General features: G+C 69.7%; 14 protein-coding genes. 7 read left to right on the top strand and 7 right to left on the bottom strand.

Annotation, left to right across the window (positions count from 1 at the left end; genetic code table 11):
* Positions 1 to 37: 37 nt before the first annotated feature.
* Positions 38 to 1,135, bottom strand: a complete 1,098-nt coding sequence (gene ychF / locus C6Y53_RS15555) for a redox-regulated ATPase YchF (protein WP_106473274.1) — start codon at positions 1,133 to 1,135, stop codon at positions 38 to 40.
* Positions 1,136 to 1,323: 188 nt separating this feature from the next.
* On the opposite strand from ychF, the gene trpA reads away from it, so the two are divergent.
* Positions 1,324 to 2,121, top strand: coding sequence for a tryptophan synthase subunit alpha (trpA, locus tag C6Y53_RS15550; RefSeq protein ID WP_106473273.1), 798 nt, complete (start codon positions 1,324 to 1,326; stop codon positions 2,119 to 2,121).
* A gap of 40 nt (positions 2,122 to 2,161) precedes the next feature.
* On the opposite strand, the gene C6Y53_RS15545 is transcribed toward trpA, so the two are convergent.
* Genes C6Y53_RS15545 through C6Y53_RS15530 form a run of 4 tightly spaced genes read right to left on the bottom strand, consistent with a single transcriptional unit; the run spans position 2,162 to position 5,045 of the window.
* The gene (locus C6Y53_RS15545; protein WP_106473272.1) at positions 2,162 to 2,926 is read right to left on the bottom strand and encodes a hydroxypyruvate isomerase family protein; all 765 of its coding nucleotides are present in this window, start codon (positions 2,924 to 2,926) and stop codon (positions 2,162 to 2,164) included.
* A 44-nt stretch (positions 2,927 to 2,970) separates the two neighbouring features.
* Positions 2,971 to 3,987 (bottom strand): ACR3 family arsenite efflux transporter, encoded by a 1,017-nt coding sequence (gene arsB / locus C6Y53_RS15540; RefSeq protein WP_425300364.1) that lies wholly within the window; start codon positions 3,985 to 3,987, stop codon positions 2,971 to 2,973.
* A 46-nt stretch (positions 3,988 to 4,033) separates the two neighbouring features.
* Complete coding sequence (locus C6Y53_RS15535) at positions 4,034 to 4,414, bottom strand: ArsR/SmtB family transcription factor (RefSeq protein WP_106473270.1); 381 nt, start codon at positions 4,412 to 4,414, stop codon at positions 4,034 to 4,036.
* Between the two features lie 43 nt (positions 4,415 to 4,457).
* Complete coding sequence (locus C6Y53_RS15530; protein WP_106473269.1) at positions 4,458 to 5,045, bottom strand: DUF1285 domain-containing protein; 588 nt, start codon at positions 5,043 to 5,045, stop codon at positions 4,458 to 4,460.
* Between the two features lie 70 nt (positions 5,046 to 5,115).
* Here C6Y53_RS15530 and C6Y53_RS15525 point away from each other — a divergent pair, with 70 nt between their 5' ends.
* From C6Y53_RS15525 to C6Y53_RS15510, 4 genes are read left to right on the top strand one after another with little or no spacing between them, the layout of a single operon-like run.
* Entirely contained in the window at positions 5,116 to 6,126 is a 1,011-nt protein-coding gene (locus C6Y53_RS15525; RefSeq protein WP_106473268.1) for an AAA family ATPase, read from the top strand.
* On the top strand, positions 6,123 to 7,001 hold the full coding sequence (locus tag C6Y53_RS15520) for a DUF58 domain-containing protein (protein ID WP_106473267.1): 879 nt from the start codon (positions 6,123 to 6,125) through the stop codon (positions 6,999 to 7,001). The genes C6Y53_RS15525 and C6Y53_RS15520 overlap by 4 nt, the downstream gene beginning before the upstream one ends.
* Positions 6,998 to 9,766 carry a DUF4159 domain-containing protein gene (locus C6Y53_RS15515; RefSeq protein WP_106473266.1) on the top strand — a complete coding sequence of 923 codons (2,769 nt, stop codon included), beginning with the start codon at positions 6,998 to 7,000 and terminating at the stop codon, positions 9,764 to 9,766. Before C6Y53_RS15520 ends, C6Y53_RS15515 begins: the two co-directional genes overlap by 4 nt.
* Positions 9,763 to 11,808 (top strand): glutamine amidotransferase, encoded by a 2,046-nt coding sequence (locus tag C6Y53_RS15510; protein ID WP_106473265.1) that lies wholly within the window; start codon positions 9,763 to 9,765, stop codon positions 11,806 to 11,808. The genes C6Y53_RS15515 and C6Y53_RS15510 overlap by 4 nt, the downstream gene beginning before the upstream one ends.
* 57 nt (positions 11,809 to 11,865) lie before the next feature.
* Here the strand turns inward: C6Y53_RS15510 and C6Y53_RS15505 are convergent, their stop codons facing one another.
* Positions 11,866 to 12,726, bottom strand: coding sequence for a 2-keto-4-pentenoate hydratase (locus C6Y53_RS15505; RefSeq protein WP_106473264.1), 861 nt, complete (start codon positions 12,724 to 12,726; stop codon positions 11,866 to 11,868).
* A gap of 147 nt (positions 12,727 to 12,873) precedes the next feature.
* Here C6Y53_RS15505 and C6Y53_RS15500 point away from each other — a divergent pair, with 147 nt between their 5' ends.
* A complete protein-coding gene (locus C6Y53_RS15500; RefSeq protein ID WP_106473263.1) occupies positions 12,874 to 15,213 on the top strand; it encodes a response regulator in 2,340 nt (779 codons plus the stop codon).
* Positions 15,214 to 15,240: 27 nt separating this feature from the next.
* Entirely contained in the window at positions 15,241 to 15,750 is a 510-nt protein-coding gene (locus tag C6Y53_RS15495) for a VOC family protein (RefSeq protein ID WP_106473262.1), read from the top strand.
* On the opposite strand, the gene yaaA is transcribed toward C6Y53_RS15495, so the two are convergent.
* Positions 15,669 to 16,463, bottom strand: coding sequence for a peroxide stress protein YaaA (gene yaaA, locus C6Y53_RS15490; RefSeq protein ID WP_106473261.1), 795 nt, complete (start codon positions 16,461 to 16,463; stop codon positions 15,669 to 15,671). The genes C6Y53_RS15495 and yaaA overlap by 82 nt on opposite strands.
* Between the last annotated feature and the right edge of the window lie 12 nt (positions 16,464 to 16,475).

The raw sequence follows: 16,475 nt of genomic DNA, 5'->3' as shown, positions 1-16,475 counted from the left end.
CCCCGGCATCCGGGCCGTGGCCCGCGCCCGGTGACGGTCAGGTGTTGAACAGGAAATGCATCACGTCGCCATCCTTGACGACATAGCTCTTGCCCTCGGCCCGCATCTTGCCTGCTTCCTTGGCACCCTGTTCGCCGCCGCATTCGACGAAATCGTCATAGGCGATGGTTTCGGCGCGGATGAACCCCTTTTCGAAATCGCCGTGGATCACGCCCGCGGCCTGCGGCGCCTGCGTGCCCTGGCGGATGGTCCAGGCGCGGGCCTCCTTGGGGCCGACGGTGAAATAGGTTTCCAGGTGCAGCAGGTCGTAGCCCGCGCGGATCAGCCGGTCCAGCCCCGCCTCGTGCAGGCCCATCTCTTCGAGGAACATCGCCGCCTCGTCCGGTTCCAGCTGGCTGATTTCCTCCTCGATCCGGGCCGAGATGATCACATGCGCGTTGCCCTGTTCGGCGGCCATCGCGGCCACCGCCCCGGTATGGGCGTTGCCGGCCGCGGCCTCGTCCTCGGCCACGTTGCAGACATAGAGCACCGGCTTGGTGGTGAGCAGTTGCAGCAGTTTCCAGGCGCGGGCGTCCTCGGCATCGACCTCGACCAGCCGCGCGGGCCTGCCGTCTTCGAGCATCGCCTGCGCGGCGGCGAGCAGCCGGTCCTGCTGCACGGCGTCCTTGTCGTTGCCCTTGAGCTTGCGCACCAGCCCGGCGCGGCGTTTCTCGATGCTCTCCAGGTCGGCCAGCATCAACTCGGTCTCGATGGTCTCGGCATCGGCCACCGGGTCGATCCGGCCTTCGACATGGGTGACGTCGCCATCCTCGAAACAGCGCAGCACATGGGCGATTGCGTCGACCTCGCGGATATTGGCCAGGAACTGGTTGCCCAGCCCTTCGCCCTTGGACGCGCCTTTGACCAGCCCGGCGATATCGACAAAGGTCATCCGGGTCGGGATGATCTGGCGCGACCCGGCGATGGCGGCCAGTCTGTCCAGCCGCGCGTCGGGCACCCCGACCTCGCCCACATTGGGCTCGATGGTGCAGAAGGGAAAGTTGGCCGCCTGCGCAGCGGCGGTGCGTGTCAGCGCGTTGAAAAGGGTCGATTTGCCCACATTGGGAAGCCCGACGATCCCCATCCTGAAACCCATGGCCCGTGGCCTCCGTTGCCTGCGCGTTGCGTGAAATCCGCGCCGCTTCTACGGTCTGGCCCGCGCTGGGGCAAGGGGCGGCGTCGCGCGCGCGTTTCCCGGCCGGTCCGAACCGCCCGGGCGCAGAGCCCATTGATTTTCCCGCGCGCATTCGTCACATCGGTGCGGACAAGGAAAAAGGACGCCCCATGACCCGTATCGACGCCAAGTTCGCCGACCTCGCAGCCCGCGACAAGAAGGCATTCGTCGCCTATGTCATGGCCGGCGATCCGGATTTCGACCGCTCGCTCGAGATCGTGCGCGGCCTGCCCGGCGCGGGGGTGGACGTGATCGAACTGGGGCTGCCCTTTACCGACCCGATGGCGGACGGCCCGACGATCCAGGCCGCCGGCCAGCGGGCGCTCGAGGCCGGCATGACCCTCGACCGCACGCTGGCGCTGGTCGCCGCCTTCCGCGAAAACGACGACACCACGCCGATCGTGATGATGGGTTATTACAACCCGATCTACAGCCGCGGGGTCGACCGGTTCCTGGCCGAGGCATCCGAGGCCGGTATCGACGGGCTGATCGTCGTCGACCTGCCGCCGGAGGAAGACGGGGAACTGTGCCTGCCCGCGCAGAAGGCGGGGCTGAATTTCATCCGCCTCGCGACGCCCACCACCGACGATGCCCGCCTGCCGCGCGTGCTGCAGAACACCTCGGGCTTCGTCTATTATGTCTCGATCACGGGCATTACCGGCTCGACCGAGGCGCAGGCGGCCGATGTCGCCCCAGAGGTGGCGCGGATCAAGGCCGGGACCGACCTGCCGGTGGTCGTGGGGTTCGGCATCAGCACGCCCGAAAAGGCCCGCGCCATCGCCGGTGTCGCCGATGGCGCCGTCGTCGGATCGGCCATTGTCAGCCGCATCGCCCAGGACCAGCCTGCCGCCGACGTGCTGGAGTTCGTCCGCTCGCTGGCCGACGGCGCCCACAGCGCCACCGCCTGATCCCGTCCGGCCCAACTGCGTTCCGGTCAGCGCGGGCGGATCACGTCAGCCAGCCGAGACTGTCCTCGGTGCGCCGGGTGCTGGGCGTGTATTCCGCGCTGACCCAGCCCGCATACCCGCTGGCGTCGATCGCGGCGAACAGCGCCGCGAAATCCACCGGTCCGTGACCCGGGCCGCGCCCCGGTTCGCTGCGATCCGGCGCGGCGCCGATCTGGACGTGAAAGGCCCCTGCCCCGTAGCGGTCCCAGATCCCGGCCGCATCGCCATGGATCATCTGCGCGTGATAGGCGTCGTATTGCAGCCCGACATTGGGCCGGTCCACCGCCGCCAGCACCTCGGCCGCCAGCGCGTAGTCGTTGAGGAAATAGCCCGGCTGGTCGGTATCGTTGAGCGGTTCGATGGTGAACCGCTGACCGGGCGCATGATCGGCGGCCCATTGCAGGTTGGCGACAAGTGTCTCCTGCGCCGCCGCGCCCTGCGCCGGCCCCGCCATCACATGGATCAGCCCCGCGCGCAACTCGTCGGCATAGCGCAGCACCCGGCGAATATCATGGCGGAACCGGTCCTCGCCGCCGGGCAGCGCGGCAAAGCCAGGCATACCCCCGGTGTAATTGGGCGGCGGCGCGTTGATCAGCACCAGCTGCAGACCGTTGGCGATCAGCGCGCGGCGGGTGTCACGCGCGGCGATGTCATAGGGAAACAGGATCTCGACCGCCTCGAAACCGGCCCGCGCCGCGGCGGCGAACCGGTCGAGATAGGGCAGTTCGCAAAACAGCAGCGACAGGTTGGCGGCAAAACGTGGCATGGGTCCAGATTAGCCGCTGCACCGGGCCTGTCCAAGCGAAACGGTCATGCCTCCTGCGGAAACCGCGACCGCGTCCGGTTGGCGAACGCCACGAGCGAGAGCATCACCGGCACCTCGACCAGCACGCCGACAACGGTGGCCAGCGCCGCGCCGGAACTGAGGCCGAACAGGCTGATCGCGACTGCGACGGCCAGTTCGAAGAAGTTTGACGTGCCGATCATCGCACAGGGGGCGGCGATGCGGTGCGGCACCTTCAGCACCCAGGCCGCGCCATAGGCCAGCGCGAAGATGCCGTAGCTCTGGATCAGGATCGGGACCGCGATCAGCACGATCACCAGCGGCTTGTTCAGGATCACCTCGCCCTGCAGGCCGAACAGGATCGCCACGGTTGCGATGAGGCCGATGACCGACCACGGCTTGACCCGGGCCGCAAAGGCGTCGATCGCCGCCGGGTCGCCCAGCAGGCGGCGGGTGACCAGCCCCGCGGCCAGCGGCAGCGCGACATAGAGCACGGTGGCCAGCACCAGCGTTTCCCACGGCACCGCGATGTCGGTCACACCGAGCAGGAAGGCCACGATGGGCGCGAAGGCCACCACCATGATCAGGTCGTTCACCGAGACCTGCACAAGCGTATAGGTGGCATCGCCACGGGTGAGCTGCGACCAGACGAACACCATCGCGGTGCAGGGTGCCGCGCCCAGCAGGATCAGCCCGGCGATATATTGCTGCGCATCCGCCGGCGCGATCCAGGGGGCAAAGACATGGTCGAAGAACAGCACCGCCAGCAGCGCCATGGTGAAGGGCTTGATCAGCCAGTTCACCGCCAGCGTGACCAGCAGGCCGCGCGGCTGGCGCGCGACGCCCGCAACGGCGCCCAGATCGACGCCGACCATCATCGGATAGACCATGGCCCAGATCAGCACCGCGACGACGAGGTTGATCGACGCGATCTCGGCCGAGGCCACGGTTTCGACCAGGCCCGGTGCGACATGGCCGATGGCGATCCCGGCAATCATCGCGAGGGCGACCCAGAGGGTCAGGTAGCGTTCGAAGATGCCCATGCTGTCGGTGCGGGGCGGGGTGATGTCGGTCATCGGATCATCCGGTTCAGGGTTGCGGTGTTGCGGGGTCGGCGGGTTCGGTGGGGTCTGCGGCGTCGGTGGCGCAGGCCAGCCGGTCGAGCACGGGCTGGCACAGTTCGGGACGACCGCCGCAGCAGTCCTCCATCAGGAACCCGAGCAGGTCGCGCATGCCGTCCATGCGGGCGAAATAGCGGATCGAGCGCCCTTCGCGCCGCGAACGGATCAGACCGGCGGCGGTGAGCAGGGCGAGGTTGTTGGAAACGGTGTTGGGCCGCGCGCCGATGGCGGTGGCCAGTTCGCCGGCGGGCATGCCATGGTCGCCGGCGCGGGTCAGCCGCCGGAAGATGTCGATGCGCAGGTCATGCGCGAGGGCCGAAAGGGCGGCGATGGCATCTGTCTTTTCCATATTTCATGTAATATGGAATCATTCCGCGCGATGCAAGGGCGGCTCACCCCTGTCCGAGGCTTTCGGACGGTGCGACGGGAAAGAACGCGCCGCCCGACCACAGACCGAACCAGCCATCGTGATGGGCGCCGATATCCACCAGCCGATAGAAGCTCTTGCGGTCGATCAGCGCCTTGAGCCCCGCGCGGACATGCACATAGGGCGACGGTTCGCCGGTTTCCGGGTCACGTTCGACGCGAATCGGATTGTCCGGCCCGGCGACGGTGAAATCGCCCACATTGGTCTCGAAGGTCAGGATCTGGTCCGCCCCGTCATCGGCGGCCTCGAAATCGACGGCCACGAACGGGGCGTCATCGACGGTGATGCCCACCTTTTCGACCGGGGTGACAAGGAAATACTTGCCGTCTTCCCGTTTCAGGACGGACGAGAACAGCCGCACCAGTTCCTTCCGCCCGATCGGCGTGCCCAGGTAGAACCACGTCCCGTCCCGCGCGATCCGCATGTCCAGGTCGCCACAGAAGGGTGGGTTCCACAGATGCACCGGCGGCAGACCGCGGGATTTCGTCTTTGCCGCACGGACCGCGGCGGCGATGCCATCCGCCGAAGGGGTCACGGTATTTTGTCTGCTCATTGCTTTTGCCATTTCAATCCGGCGCGATACACTCCACCCTCGAGACTATACGCGCCATGAAAGGAAAGTCATGTCCGATCCCGCCGACCTGGTCGCCGAAATCGAGGCGCTGGAACAGAAACTGGTCAAGGCGCGCAGTTCGATCGGCCGCCGCTTCATCGGCCAGCAGCGGGTCGTGGACCTGACGCTGGCCACCTTGCTGTGCGGAGGGCACGGGCTGCTGATCGGCCTGCCCGGGCTGGGCAAGACCCGGCTGATCGAAACCCTGTCGACGGTGATGGGCCTGCAGGGCAACCGCATCCAGTTCACGCCGGACCTGATGCCGGCGGACATCCTGGGCTCCGAGGTGCTGGACACCGCCACCGACGGCACCCGGTCCTTCCGTTTCGTGCCGGGGCCGATCTTCTGCCAGTTGCTGATGGCCGATGAAATCAACCGCGCCAGCCCGCGCACCCAGTCGGCGCTGTTGCAGGCGATGCAGGAACGCGTCGTCACGGTGGCGGGCGCCGACCGGCCGCTGGACGCGCCGTTCCATGTGCTGGCCACCCAGAACCCGATCGAACAGGAAGGCACCTATCCCCTGCCCGAGGCCCAGCTCGACCGGTTCCTGGTGCAGATCGACGTGGCCTATCCCGACCGCGACACCGAACGCGACATCCTGATCGCCACCACCGGCACCGAGGAAGACGCCGCCACCCAGGTCTTCAGCCGCGACGAATTGCTGGCCGCGCAGGAGCTGCTGCGGCGGATGCCGGTGGGCGCATCCGTGGTCGAGACCATTCTGGATCTGGTGCGCGCCCTGCGCCCCGACAGCCCCGGCGCCCCCGAGCGCGTGGCCGAAACGGTGGCATGGGGGCCTGGACCGCGCGCCGCGCAGGCGCTGATGCTGATGGTCCGCGCCCGCGCGTTGCTTCAGGGGCGCCTGGCGCCCAGCGCCGAGGATGTGATCGACATGGCGCGCCCGGTGCTCAGCCACCGGATGGCGCTGAACTTCTCGGCCCGCGCCCGCGGCGACAGCCTTGCCGACCTGATCGACGCCACCACCGCCGCGATTTCCACGCGCGGCGAGGCGGCCGCGTGACATCTGCGCTCACCCTGCGGGAACGGGCCGAGGCCGAAGCCGGCCGCCTGCCGCCGCTGCTGGCGCGGGCTGAGCACCTGGCCGGCACCGTTCTGCTGGGTGACCATGGCCGGCGCCGCGCCGGTCTGGGCGATGATTTCTGGCAGTATCGCCCGGCGCAGCCCGGCGACAGCCGGCGGCTGATCGACCACCGCCGGTCGGCGCGGGGCGACACGCAATACGTTCGCGAACGCGAATTGCAGATCGCGCAGTCGGTGATGCTGTGGTGCGACCGGGGCGCGTCGATGCGGTTCGCCTCGAACGACGCCCTGCCCGAGAAGATCGACCGCGCCCGGCTGCTGACGCTGGCGCTGGCGATCCTGCTGATCCGGGGCGGCGAACGGGTCGGGTTGACCGGCACCGTCCTGCCGCCGCGACGCGGCAACGCGCAGGTGCTGCGGCTGACCGAAATGCTGTCGCGCGACCTGCCCGAAGACTACGCCCCGCCGGAACACCGCGCCATGCTGCCCCATGCGCGGGCGGTGTTCGTGTCGGATTTCCTGGGCGATATCGCGCCGGTGGAAACCGCGCTGACCAAGGCCGCCGACCGGGGCGTGCGCGGCGTGTTGCTGCATCTGCTCGACCCCGCCGAGGCGGAATTTCCCTATCGCGGGCGCAGCGTCTTCGAGAGCATCGGCGGAGAATTGCGCCACGAGACCCTGAAGGCGGACGACCTGCGCGGGCGTTACCTCGACCGGCTGGCGGAACGGCGCGAGGCGCTCGAACGGCTGTGCCGCGCCACCGGCTGGCGGCTGGGCCGGCACCGGACCGACCACGCCGCGCAAACGGCGCTGCTGTGGCTCTACCGCGCGCTTGATGCCGGGCGGCGGCGGTGACGGTTCTGGGCGGCATCGGCTTTGCGCAGCCATGGCTGCTGCTGGGCCTGCTCGCGCTGCCGGTCCTGTGGTTGCTGCTGCGCGCGGTGCCGCCGGCGCCGGTCCGCCGCCGGTTTCCCGGCGTCGCCCTGCTGCTGGGGCTGACCGACGACGAAACCGTGACCGACCGCACGCCCTGGTGGCTGCTGCTGCTGCGGATGCTGGCGATCGCGGCGGTGATCCTCGGCCTGGCCGGGCCGGTGCTGAACCCCCGGCAGGCCGATACCGGCAGCGGTCCGCTGCTGATCCTGCTCGATGGCGGATGGGCCGGGGCCTCGCGCTGGCCGCAGACCACCGCCCTAATCGGCGCGCAGCTCGACGAGGCCGCCCGCGCCAACCGTCCGGTGGCGCTGCTGCGGCTGACCGATCCCGCCGATGCCGTGTTCCAGGCCCCGGACGTCTGGCAGAGCCGGCTGGCCGGGCTCGCCCCCGCCCCCTGGCCCCCCGGTCCGGCGCAGGTCGCGGCGGCGCAGGCGGCGGTGCAGGCGATCGAGGGCCGGTTCGACACCCACTGGCTGGGCGACGGGCTGGACTATGACGGGCGCGGCGACCTGCTCGCGGCGCTGCAGGCGCGCGGTGCGGTCACCGTGTTTCAATCGCCCGGCGCGGTGCTGGGGCTAGAGCCGGCCGGGTTCCGGGACGGGGCGGTGCAGCTGACCGCGATCCGGTCGGCCCCCGGCCCGGCCCGCGAGGTGACGCTGACGGCGCAGGGGCGCGATCCGGCGGGACATGCCCGCGTGCTGGCCACCGTTCCCGCACGGTTCGACGCGGGCGCGACCACCGCCGACGCGGCGCTGTCGCTGCCGTCCGAGCTGCGCGCGCGTATCACCCGGTTCGAGATCCGCGGCCAACGTTCGGCCGGCGCGGTCAGCCTCGCGGATGACAGCCTGCGCCGGCGCGAAGTGGCGCTGGTCGCCGGGCGCGACGACCGCGAGGGGCTCGAATTGCTGTCGCCGCTGCACTACCTGGAACAGGCGCTGGCCCCCAGCGCCGACCTGTTGCACGGGGCGCTGAGCGACCTGCTGCCGGCCAATCCCGACGTGGTGGTCCTGGCCGACGTGGCCACGCTCTCGGCGGCAGAGGAAACCGCGCTGACCGACTGGGTCGATGCCGGCGGGATGCTGCTGCGCTTTGCCGGGCCGCGGCTGGCGGCCAGCGACGTGTCGCGCACCGAGGAACACCCGCTGATGCCGGTACGCCTGCGCGCGGGCGGACGCAGCGTCGGCGGCGCGATGAGCTGGGGCGAACCCAAGGCGCTGGCGCCGTTCCCCGATGGCTCGCCCTTTCACGGCCTGTCCGTTCCCGCCGACGTGGCGGTATCGGCGCAGGTGGTCGCGCAGCCCGACCCGACGCTGGCCGACCGGGTGATCGCCGCGCTTGGCGACGGCACGCCGCTGGTCACGCGCAAACCGCTGGGCCAGGGGCAGGTGGTGCTGTTCCACGTCACCGCCAACGCGGAATGGTCGAGCCTGCCGCTGTCGGGCCTGTTCGTCGAGATGCTGGAACGGCTGGCGGTGTCCTCCACGGCCAAGGCGCCCGAAGCGGCCGATCTCGAAGGCACCACCTGGACACCGCTCCAGGTGATGGACGGGTTCGGCACATTGTCCGAAGCGGGCACCCTGCCCGGCATCGACGGGCCCGAGCTGGCCACCGCCCCGGTCGGCCCCGCGCTGCGTCCGGGGCTGTACCAGAGCGGAGACCGGCGGCTGGCGCGCAATGTGCTCGAACCGGGCGCGGTCCTGACCCCGGCCGGCTGGCCCGCCACGGTGCCGGTCGAGGGCACCGGCGTCGAACGCGAAACGCCGCTGGGTGGCCCGCTGCTGGCGCTGGCGCTGGGGCTGCTGGCCATCGACGTGCTGGCGGTGCTGTGGCTGACCGGACGGCTGACCGGCGCGGGCGGACGGGCGGCGGCCGCGCTGGCGCTGGTCCTGGTGCTGCCGATCCCGCAGGGTCAGGCGCAGACCGCCGATGACGCGGCCGCGATCCGTGCCGCCGCCGAATTGTCTCTGGCCCATGTCCTGACCGGTGACGCGCGGGTCGACGATGTGACCTGGGCCGGGCTGGCCGGGCTGAGCAGGATCCTGTCCTACCGCACCTCGGTCGAACCGGCCGACCCGGTGGGGGTCGATCTGGAACGCGACGAACTGGCGTTCTTCCCGCTGCTCTACTGGCCGGTCACCCCCGATCAGCCGCAACCCTCGGGCGAGGCCTATGCCCGGCTGAACGCCTATCTGCGGTCGGGCGGCATGATCCTGTTCGACACCCGCGACGCCGATATCGCGGGCTTTGGCGCCGCCAGCCCCAACGGGCGCAAGCTGCAGCAACTGGCCGCGCCGCTGGACATTCCGCCTTTGGAACCGCTGCCCGCCGACCACGTCCTGACCCGCACCTTCTACCTGCTGCAGGATTTCCCCGGCCGCCATGCCGGCCGCGGGGTCTGGGTCGAGGCGGCGCCGCCGGACGCGGAACGCGCCGAAGGCATGCCGTTCCGCAATCTCAACGACGGGGTGACGCCGGTGGTGATCGGCGGCAATGACTGGGCCGCCGCCTGGGCGGTCGATCCCGCCGGCCGGTCGATGCTGCCGGTCGGGCGCGGCTTTGCCGGGGAACGCCAGCGCGAACTGGCCTACCGGTTCGGCGTCAACCTGGTGATGCATGTGCTGACCGGCAACTACAAATCCGACCAGGTGCATGTGCCCGCGCTGCTGGACAGGCTGGGCCAGTGACCGGGTCGGTGATCTTCGATCCGCTGCTGCCCTGGCCGGTGATCGCCGGGCTGGCGGTCGCGGCGCTCGCGGCGGTTGTGCTGGCACTGGTGCGCGGGCTGTCCGGCTGGGGGCTGCGCGCGCTGGGCGCGCTGGTGCTGCTCGGCGCGCTGGCCGGGCCGGTCTACCAGGTCGAGGATCGCGCGCCGCTCTCGGACATCGTGGTGATGATCGAGGACGAAAGCGCCAGCCAGACCCTGTCGGACCGCCCTGCCCAGATGCGCGGCGCCGCCGACCGGCTGGCCGCCCAGATCGCCGCGCGGCCCAACACCGAATTGCGGCGGGTGACGCTGGCAGACGGCGCGGAGGATGCCGGCACCGAACTGATGACCGCCCTGAACGAGGCGCTGGCCGGCGAGCCGCGCGCCCGCGTCGCCGGGATCATCGCGCTCACCGACGGGCGGGTGCATGACATTGACCGCGCCCCCGCCGCGCTGCCCGCGCCGATGCATGTCCTGCTCACCGGCCATGACGAAGACTGGGACCGCCGCCTGATCGTGCGCAACGCGCCGGCCTTTGCCATCATCGGCGAACCGGTCACGCTGACCCTGCGGATCGAGGACAGCGGCGCGGCCCCCGCGGGCGTCGCGACCGCGCCGCTGGAGATCGCGGTAGATGGCGGCGAACCGCAACGCTACGACGTGCCGATCGGCCAGGACATGGACCTGCCGGTCACCCTGCCCCATGGCGGCCGCAACGTGCTGCAGTTCACGGTGCCCGAGGCGGATGGCGAGATCACCGCGCGCAACAACACCGCGCTGATCCAGATCAACGGCGTGCGCGACCGGCTGCGGGTGCTGCTGGTGTCGGGCGAGCCGCATCCGGGCAGCCGCACCTGGCGCAACCTGCTGAAATCCGACAGTTCGGTGGACCTGGTGCATTTCACGATCCTGCGCCCGCCCGAGAAACAGGATGGCGTGCCCGTGGGCGAGCTGAGCCTGATCGCCTTTCCCACCCGCGAACTGTTCCTGGAGAAGGTCGACGATTTCGACCTGATCATCTTCGACCGCTACAAGCGGCGCGGCATCCTGCCGGCGATCTATCTCGACAACGTGGCCGATTACGTCAATCGCGGCGGCGCGGTGCTGGTGGCGGCGGGGCCGGATTTCGCCGGGGCCGACAGTATCTACCGGTCGCCGCTGGCCGCGGTCCTGCCCGCCCAGCCCAGCGCGCGGGTGATCGAGGACCGCTATCGCCCCTCGGTCACCGAGCTCGGCGCCCGCCATCCGGTCACCGCCGGCTTGCCCGACGCGGATGGCTGGGGCAGCTGGCTGCGCCAGATCGAGGTCAGGGCCGAATCCGGCCAGACCGTGATGACCGGGCTCGACGACAGGCCGCTGCTGCTGCTCGACCGTGTCGGCGAGGGCCGGGTGGCGCTGCTGGCCTCGGACCATGCCTGGCTCTGGAGCCGGGGCTTCGAGGGCGGCGGGCCGCAGCTGGAACTGTTGCGGCGGCTGGCGCACTGGATGATGAAGGAACCCGAACTGGAGGAAGAGGCGCTCTGGGCCGAGGCAACGGGCCAGAGCATGCGCATCATTCGCCGGTCGTTGACGGATGATATCGGCGCGGTGACGGTGACGCGCCCGGATGGCGGCACCGATCAGGTCTCGCTGGGAGAAACCGCGCCGGGTCGGTTCGAAGCCCTCTATGACGGGCCGCAGATCGGGCTCTACCGGCTGCGCGAAGGCGACCGCGACGCGGTGATCGGGCTCGGCCCCGCCGCCCCGCGCGAATTCGAACAGACCATCGCCAGCGGCGAGGTGCTGGCCCCGGTCGTGGCGTCGCTGAAGGGCGGCGTGATGCACCTGCAGGACGGGTTGCCGAGCCTGCGCAACATACGCGAAGGCCGCCCCGCCGCGGGGCGCGGCTGGATCGGGCTGGTGCCGCGCGGCGCCTATGAAACCCGCGACGTGACCCGCACGCCCCTGCTGCCCGCCTGGCTGGTGCTGGCGATGGCGGCGGCCCTGATCGTGGGCGGCTGGCTGCGCGAGGGACGCCGCTAGGGTCGTCCCTCGCGGTGCCGTTTCAGCATCCTGCCCGGCCCCCGCGCGCCGGCCCTGTCAGCGGAACACCACCGACACCGACGGATCGCCCGGCAGGCCGGTATAGGTGGCGGTCGCCCCGCCCTTGCCCTTGGCGGGCGGCACCAGCGGCCCGAAGGATCCGACCGAGATCATGTCGCCCGGTTTCAGGTCGATCCCCTTCGACATCAGCCACATGAGCGAATTCACCGGATGCCCCAGCACCGCCGCGCCGGGCACCTCGGCCAGGACCTCGCCATCGGCGGCCGACAGCGTGACCGTCATCGCGCCCAGCGCCGCGTGCATCGCCGCCGGGTCGTCGACCGGGATCGCGCTGCCCAGCACGCCCAGTTTCGGCGCCACGCCGATGGCGGTCAGGGTCACCCCGGTGATCGGCTCGCCCTCGGCAACGGTCAGGTCCGGCAGTTCGATGAACGGATGCACCGCCGAGATATGCGCCATGGCGTCTTCGCCGCTGGCCGCGTCATTGATCGCGGCGTCACCGACGACGAGGATCAGGTCGGCCTCGAATACCGGGCGCGCGCCCCATTTCTCCGGCACCTCGGCCCCGTCGGGCAGCATCATGTCGCGGTAGAGCACCCCCTGCACCGGCTCGGTCACGCCGAAGCGGTCCTGCGCGGGCTTGCTGGTCAGCCCGGCCTTGTATCCGATCACCGGCCCCATCTGTTTGCTGATCGCGGCGGCGACCTTGGCCTGGGTGCAGAGCGCATCCTCCATGCTGCCATCGGCCACCAGCGCCCGCGTCGGTGTTCCGGCGGCATAATCGGCGGCAAACCTGGCCACGTCCTCGTCGCTGGCGCAATCCGCCACCGCCCCGCCGGCGATACCGGCGACACCCATCATGCAGGCCAGCGCGGCCCCGATCCGATCCGGTTTCATCGTCCATCCTCCCGTTGCACGCGGGCAGGTTTGCATGCCGGCCGCGCCCCAGGCAACGATTCCCGTCGCCGCTTAAACACTTGTTCACCGGGATCGCGGATGCTGCCGGGCGGAATTGCCTGCCGGGCCGGATGCGGAGCTGCCTGCATGAGCCTTACACATAAACTCGCCGAGGAACGGCGTGCGCGGCTTGCCGCCGAACGCCTGCTCGAGCTCAAGCAGGCCGAACTGTCGGCTGCCAACCGCAAGCTCGGCCGCCACGCGCTGGCCCTGACCCGCCAGATCGGCCAGACCAGGGCCGAGGTCGAAACCGTCCGGGACGAAAACGAAAAGGTCAAATCGGACCTGACCGCCGCCAATGCCAAGATCGAGATCGCCGAGCGGCGGCTGTGGCATTCGATCCAGACCATCCAGGACGGGTTCGCCTTTTTCGATTCCGACGGCATCCTGATCGGCGCGAACAGCGCCTATATAGACGCCTTCGAAGGGCTCGAGGAAATCGCCCCCGGCGTGTCCTACATGCGTATCCTGCAACTGATGACCGACGAAGGGCTGGTCGACACCCAGGACCTGGCACCGGACGACTGGCGCGCGATGATGGCCGAGCGCTGGTTTTCCCCGTCCCCCCAGCCGGTCGTGATCCGGATGTGGAACGACGCCTATATCCGTCTGGTCGACAGCCGCGCCCATGGCGGCGACGTGGTCAGCCTCGCGCTGAACATCACCGCCACCGTTCGCTACGAGGCGAGGCTGACGACCGCGCGGGTCAGGGCCGAGGCGGCCAACCGCGCCAAGTCCGCCTTTCTCGCCAACATGAGCCACGAGATCCGCACCCCGATGAACGGCGTGGTCGGCATGGCCGACCTGCTGCTCGACACCGGGCTGGACGAGGAACAGCAGCTCTACGTCAACACCATCCGCAATTCGGGCGAGGCGCTGCTGGTGATCATCAATGACGTGCTCGATTATTCCAAGATCGAGGCCGAGAAACTGACCCTGCGCCCCGAACCCTTCGACCTCGAACGCTGCATCCACGAGGTGGTGATGCTGCTGGCGCCGATCGCCCGCGACAAGGACCTGGCGCTCGCGGTCGATTACGACCTGTTCCTGCCGACGATGTTCGTCGGCGATCCCGGCCGGCTGCGGCAGATCCTGACCAATCTCGCCGGGAATGCGGTGAAATTCACCCGGCGGGGACATGTGCTGATCCGCGTGACCGGCGTGCCCGACGATACCGGCAGCGGCTGCGCGATCCATGTGGCGATCGAGGATACCGGCATCGGCATACCGGCGGACAAGGTCGGCCACATATTCGGCGAATTCAACCAGGTCGATGACGAACACAGCCGCGAATTCGAAGGCACCGGGCTGGGACTGGCGATCACCCAGCGGCTGATCGGGCTGATGGGCGGCAAGGTCTGGGTCGAAAGCGAGGAAGGCAAGGGATCGTGCTTTGGCTTTCGGATCACGCTCGACCGGGCCGAGCCCATGCGCCCGCTGCCCCCCATCCCGGCCCTGACCGGGACCACGCTGGTGGTGGACGGCCAGGACACCAACCGCGAAATCCTGCGCAAACGGCTGGGGCAGCTGAACCTGCCGGCAACCTGCTGCTGCACGGGCGCCGCGGCGATCGAGGCGGCCGGTGCCGACACCGGCCTGGTCCTGTGCGACCAGTCCCTGCCGGACATGGACGGGCTGGATCTGGCCGAGGCCCTGCAGCGCGACCGCCCCGGATTGCCCGTGATCCTGTTCAGCGCCAATCCCGGCAACATCGACCCGGACCCGCAACGGGCAAGGCTGCATGACGTGCTGCAGAAACCGGTCCGGCGCAGCGATCTGCTGGCGAGCCTCGCCCGGCTGGACCAGGCGCCGGCACTCCAACCTGCGCCGGGGGATGACGGGGACAGACCCGTCGCCGACACCACCCCGCCCCAGGCTCTGGCCCGGTCGCCAGAGGCCGGGATCCCCATTGGTCAGAGCACGGTCGGGCCAACGGTTACCAGAGCCGAACCTCCCCCCGTTTCCGAAACCGCTGCCGCGTCGGTCGAACAGCGGACCCCGGCACCGTCACAGGCCCGCAGAATGCGGATCCTGGCGGCCGAGGACAATCGCACCAACCGGCTGGTATTCACCAAGATGGTGAAGGATCTCGACATCGACCTGCGCTTTGCCGAGAACGGCGAAGAGGCGGTCGCGGCCTATTCCGAGTTCCGCCCCGACATGGTGTTCATGGATATCTCGATGCCCCGGATGGATGGCAAACAGGCCACGCGCGCGATCCGCGCCATCGAGGCCGACCGGGGCGGCCATGTGCCGGTCGTCGCCATGACCGCCCATGCGATGGATGGCGACAGCGCCGAGATCCTGGCCGCGGGGCTGGACCATTACCTGACCAAGCCGCTGCGCAAGGCCCTGATCCACGAACGCATCGCCGCTGACTGTCCGCCGGATGCCCGCGCCCCGCTGCCGGATAGCGCGTTGCGCTGAGGACGGGACCGGCCCTAGGCTGCGGCGATGCCGGACGATCCGCCTCCCGACACCTGCCCCGACCGGGGGTTCCGCCCGCGTGCGCTGGGCGAGATCGCCATCCGTTGCGCCGACCGGGCGGGCATGGCCGCCTTCTACCGCGACGTGATCGGCCTGGAACCGCTGGACGGGTTTCACAATCCCGCCATCACCTTTCTCAGGATCGGTGCGGGCTATGGCGGCCATACCGCGGTGCTGGCGCTGTTTTCCGCAGAGCCGGGCGCGGCGGCTCCGGCCACCGGCGCGGGATCGTCGCTGCATCACATCGCGCTGTCGCTGCCCTTTGCCGAACAGGAGGCGGCGATGCGCTGGTTCGACCGGCTCGGCCAACCCTACCGGGTGGAACAGTTCGGCTGGATCGGCTGGCGCGGCGTGTTCACCCTGGACCCCGAGGGCAACACCGTCGAACTGGTCGCCTATGACGCCTCGATGCTCGATGCGCCGGGCTCGGCCCCGCGCAGGAACACCGGACGACCGGGGTCGGACAGGTCCGGCTGATACCGGTAGCCGCCGCTGTCGAACCCGGTCAGCGCGGCGGGATCGGTCAGGCGGTGCTGAACGATGAACCGCGCCATCGCGCCACGCGCCCGCTTGGCGTAGAAGCTCACGATCTTGGGCCCGCCGGGGCGATCCTCCATGAACACCGGGGTGATCACGGACAGCTCCAGCGCCTCCGGTGCGACCGCCCCGAAATATTCCTGGCTCGCGCAATTCACCAGCGCCCGCGCGCCCACCGTTTCGCCCTGGGCGTTCAGCGCGCGCGCGATCCGGTCCCCCCAATACGCATAAAGCGAGGCGCCCCGCCGCGTCCTAAGCCGGCTGCCCATTTCCAGCCGATAGGGCTGAATGGCATCGCGCGGGCGCAACAGCCCGTAGAGACCGGACAGGATGCGCAGGTGATCCTGTGCCCAGTCCCATTCATCAGGGTCGAGCGACGCCGCCTCGAGCCCCAGATAGGTATCGCCGGCAAAGCCCAGTGCCGCCGGGCGGGTCGCATCGGCATCCGGGGTCTCGGAAAAGGCCCGGAACCGGTCGCGGTTCAGTTTCGCCAGTTCGGGGCTGATCTTCATCAGGTCCTGCAGGTTCTTCAGCGTCAGGTTCCGCGCCGTCCGCGCCAGGCGGACCGCATCTGCCGCGAAATCCGGCGCGGTGGTCGCGCCCTCCCGTTCGCTCCAGTCCAGCCGCTTGGCCGGTGAAATCACCACAAGCATCGCGTTCTCCCG

The organism is Pukyongiella litopenaei (genome assembly GCF_003008555.2).
In the GTDB taxonomy this organism is placed as follows: Bacteria; Pseudomonadota; Alphaproteobacteria; order Rhodobacterales; family Rhodobacteraceae; genus Pukyongiella; species Pukyongiella litopenaei.
Note: the sequence above shows the minus strand (reverse complement) of the source record. Positions and strands in the feature narration are given on the sequence as shown.

Excerpts from the sequence above, each read along its gene's own strand:
- arsB (WP_425300364.1), bottom strand. The coding sequence starts at position 3,987 with ATGGGCATCTTCGAACGCTACCTGACCCTCTGGGTCGCCCTCGCGATG.
- trpA (WP_106473273.1), top strand. The coding sequence starts at position 1,324 with ATGACCCGTATCGACGCCAAGTTCGCCGACCTCGCAGCCCGCGACAAG.
- yaaA (WP_106473261.1), bottom strand. The coding sequence starts at position 16,463 with ATGCTTGTGGTGATTTCACCGGCCAAGCGGCTGGACTGGAGCGAACGG.
- C6Y53_RS15545 (WP_106473272.1), bottom strand. The coding sequence starts at position 2,926 with ATGCCACGTTTTGCCGCCAACCTGTCGCTGCTGTTTTGCGAACTGCCC.
- C6Y53_RS15495 (WP_106473262.1), top strand. The coding sequence starts at position 15,241 with ATGCCGGACGATCCGCCTCCCGACACCTGCCCCGACCGGGGGTTCCGC.
- C6Y53_RS15530 (WP_106473269.1), bottom strand. The coding sequence starts at position 5,045 with ATGAGCAGACAAAATACCGTGACCCCTTCGGCGGATGGCATCGCCGCC.
- C6Y53_RS15500 (WP_106473263.1), top strand. The coding sequence starts at position 12,874 with ATGAGCCTTACACATAAACTCGCCGAGGAACGGCGTGCGCGGCTTGCC.
- ychF (WP_106473274.1), bottom strand. The coding sequence starts at position 1,135 with ATGGGTTTCAGGATGGGGATCGTCGGGCTTCCCAATGTGGGCAAATCG.
- C6Y53_RS15525 (WP_106473268.1), top strand. The coding sequence starts at position 5,116 with ATGTCCGATCCCGCCGACCTGGTCGCCGAAATCGAGGCGCTGGAACAG.
- C6Y53_RS15535 (WP_106473270.1), bottom strand. The coding sequence starts at position 4,414 with ATGGAAAAGACAGATGCCATCGCCGCCCTTTCGGCCCTCGCGCATGAC.
- C6Y53_RS15505 (WP_106473264.1), bottom strand. The coding sequence starts at position 12,726 with ATGAAACCGGATCGGATCGGGGCCGCGCTGGCCTGCATGATGGGTGTC.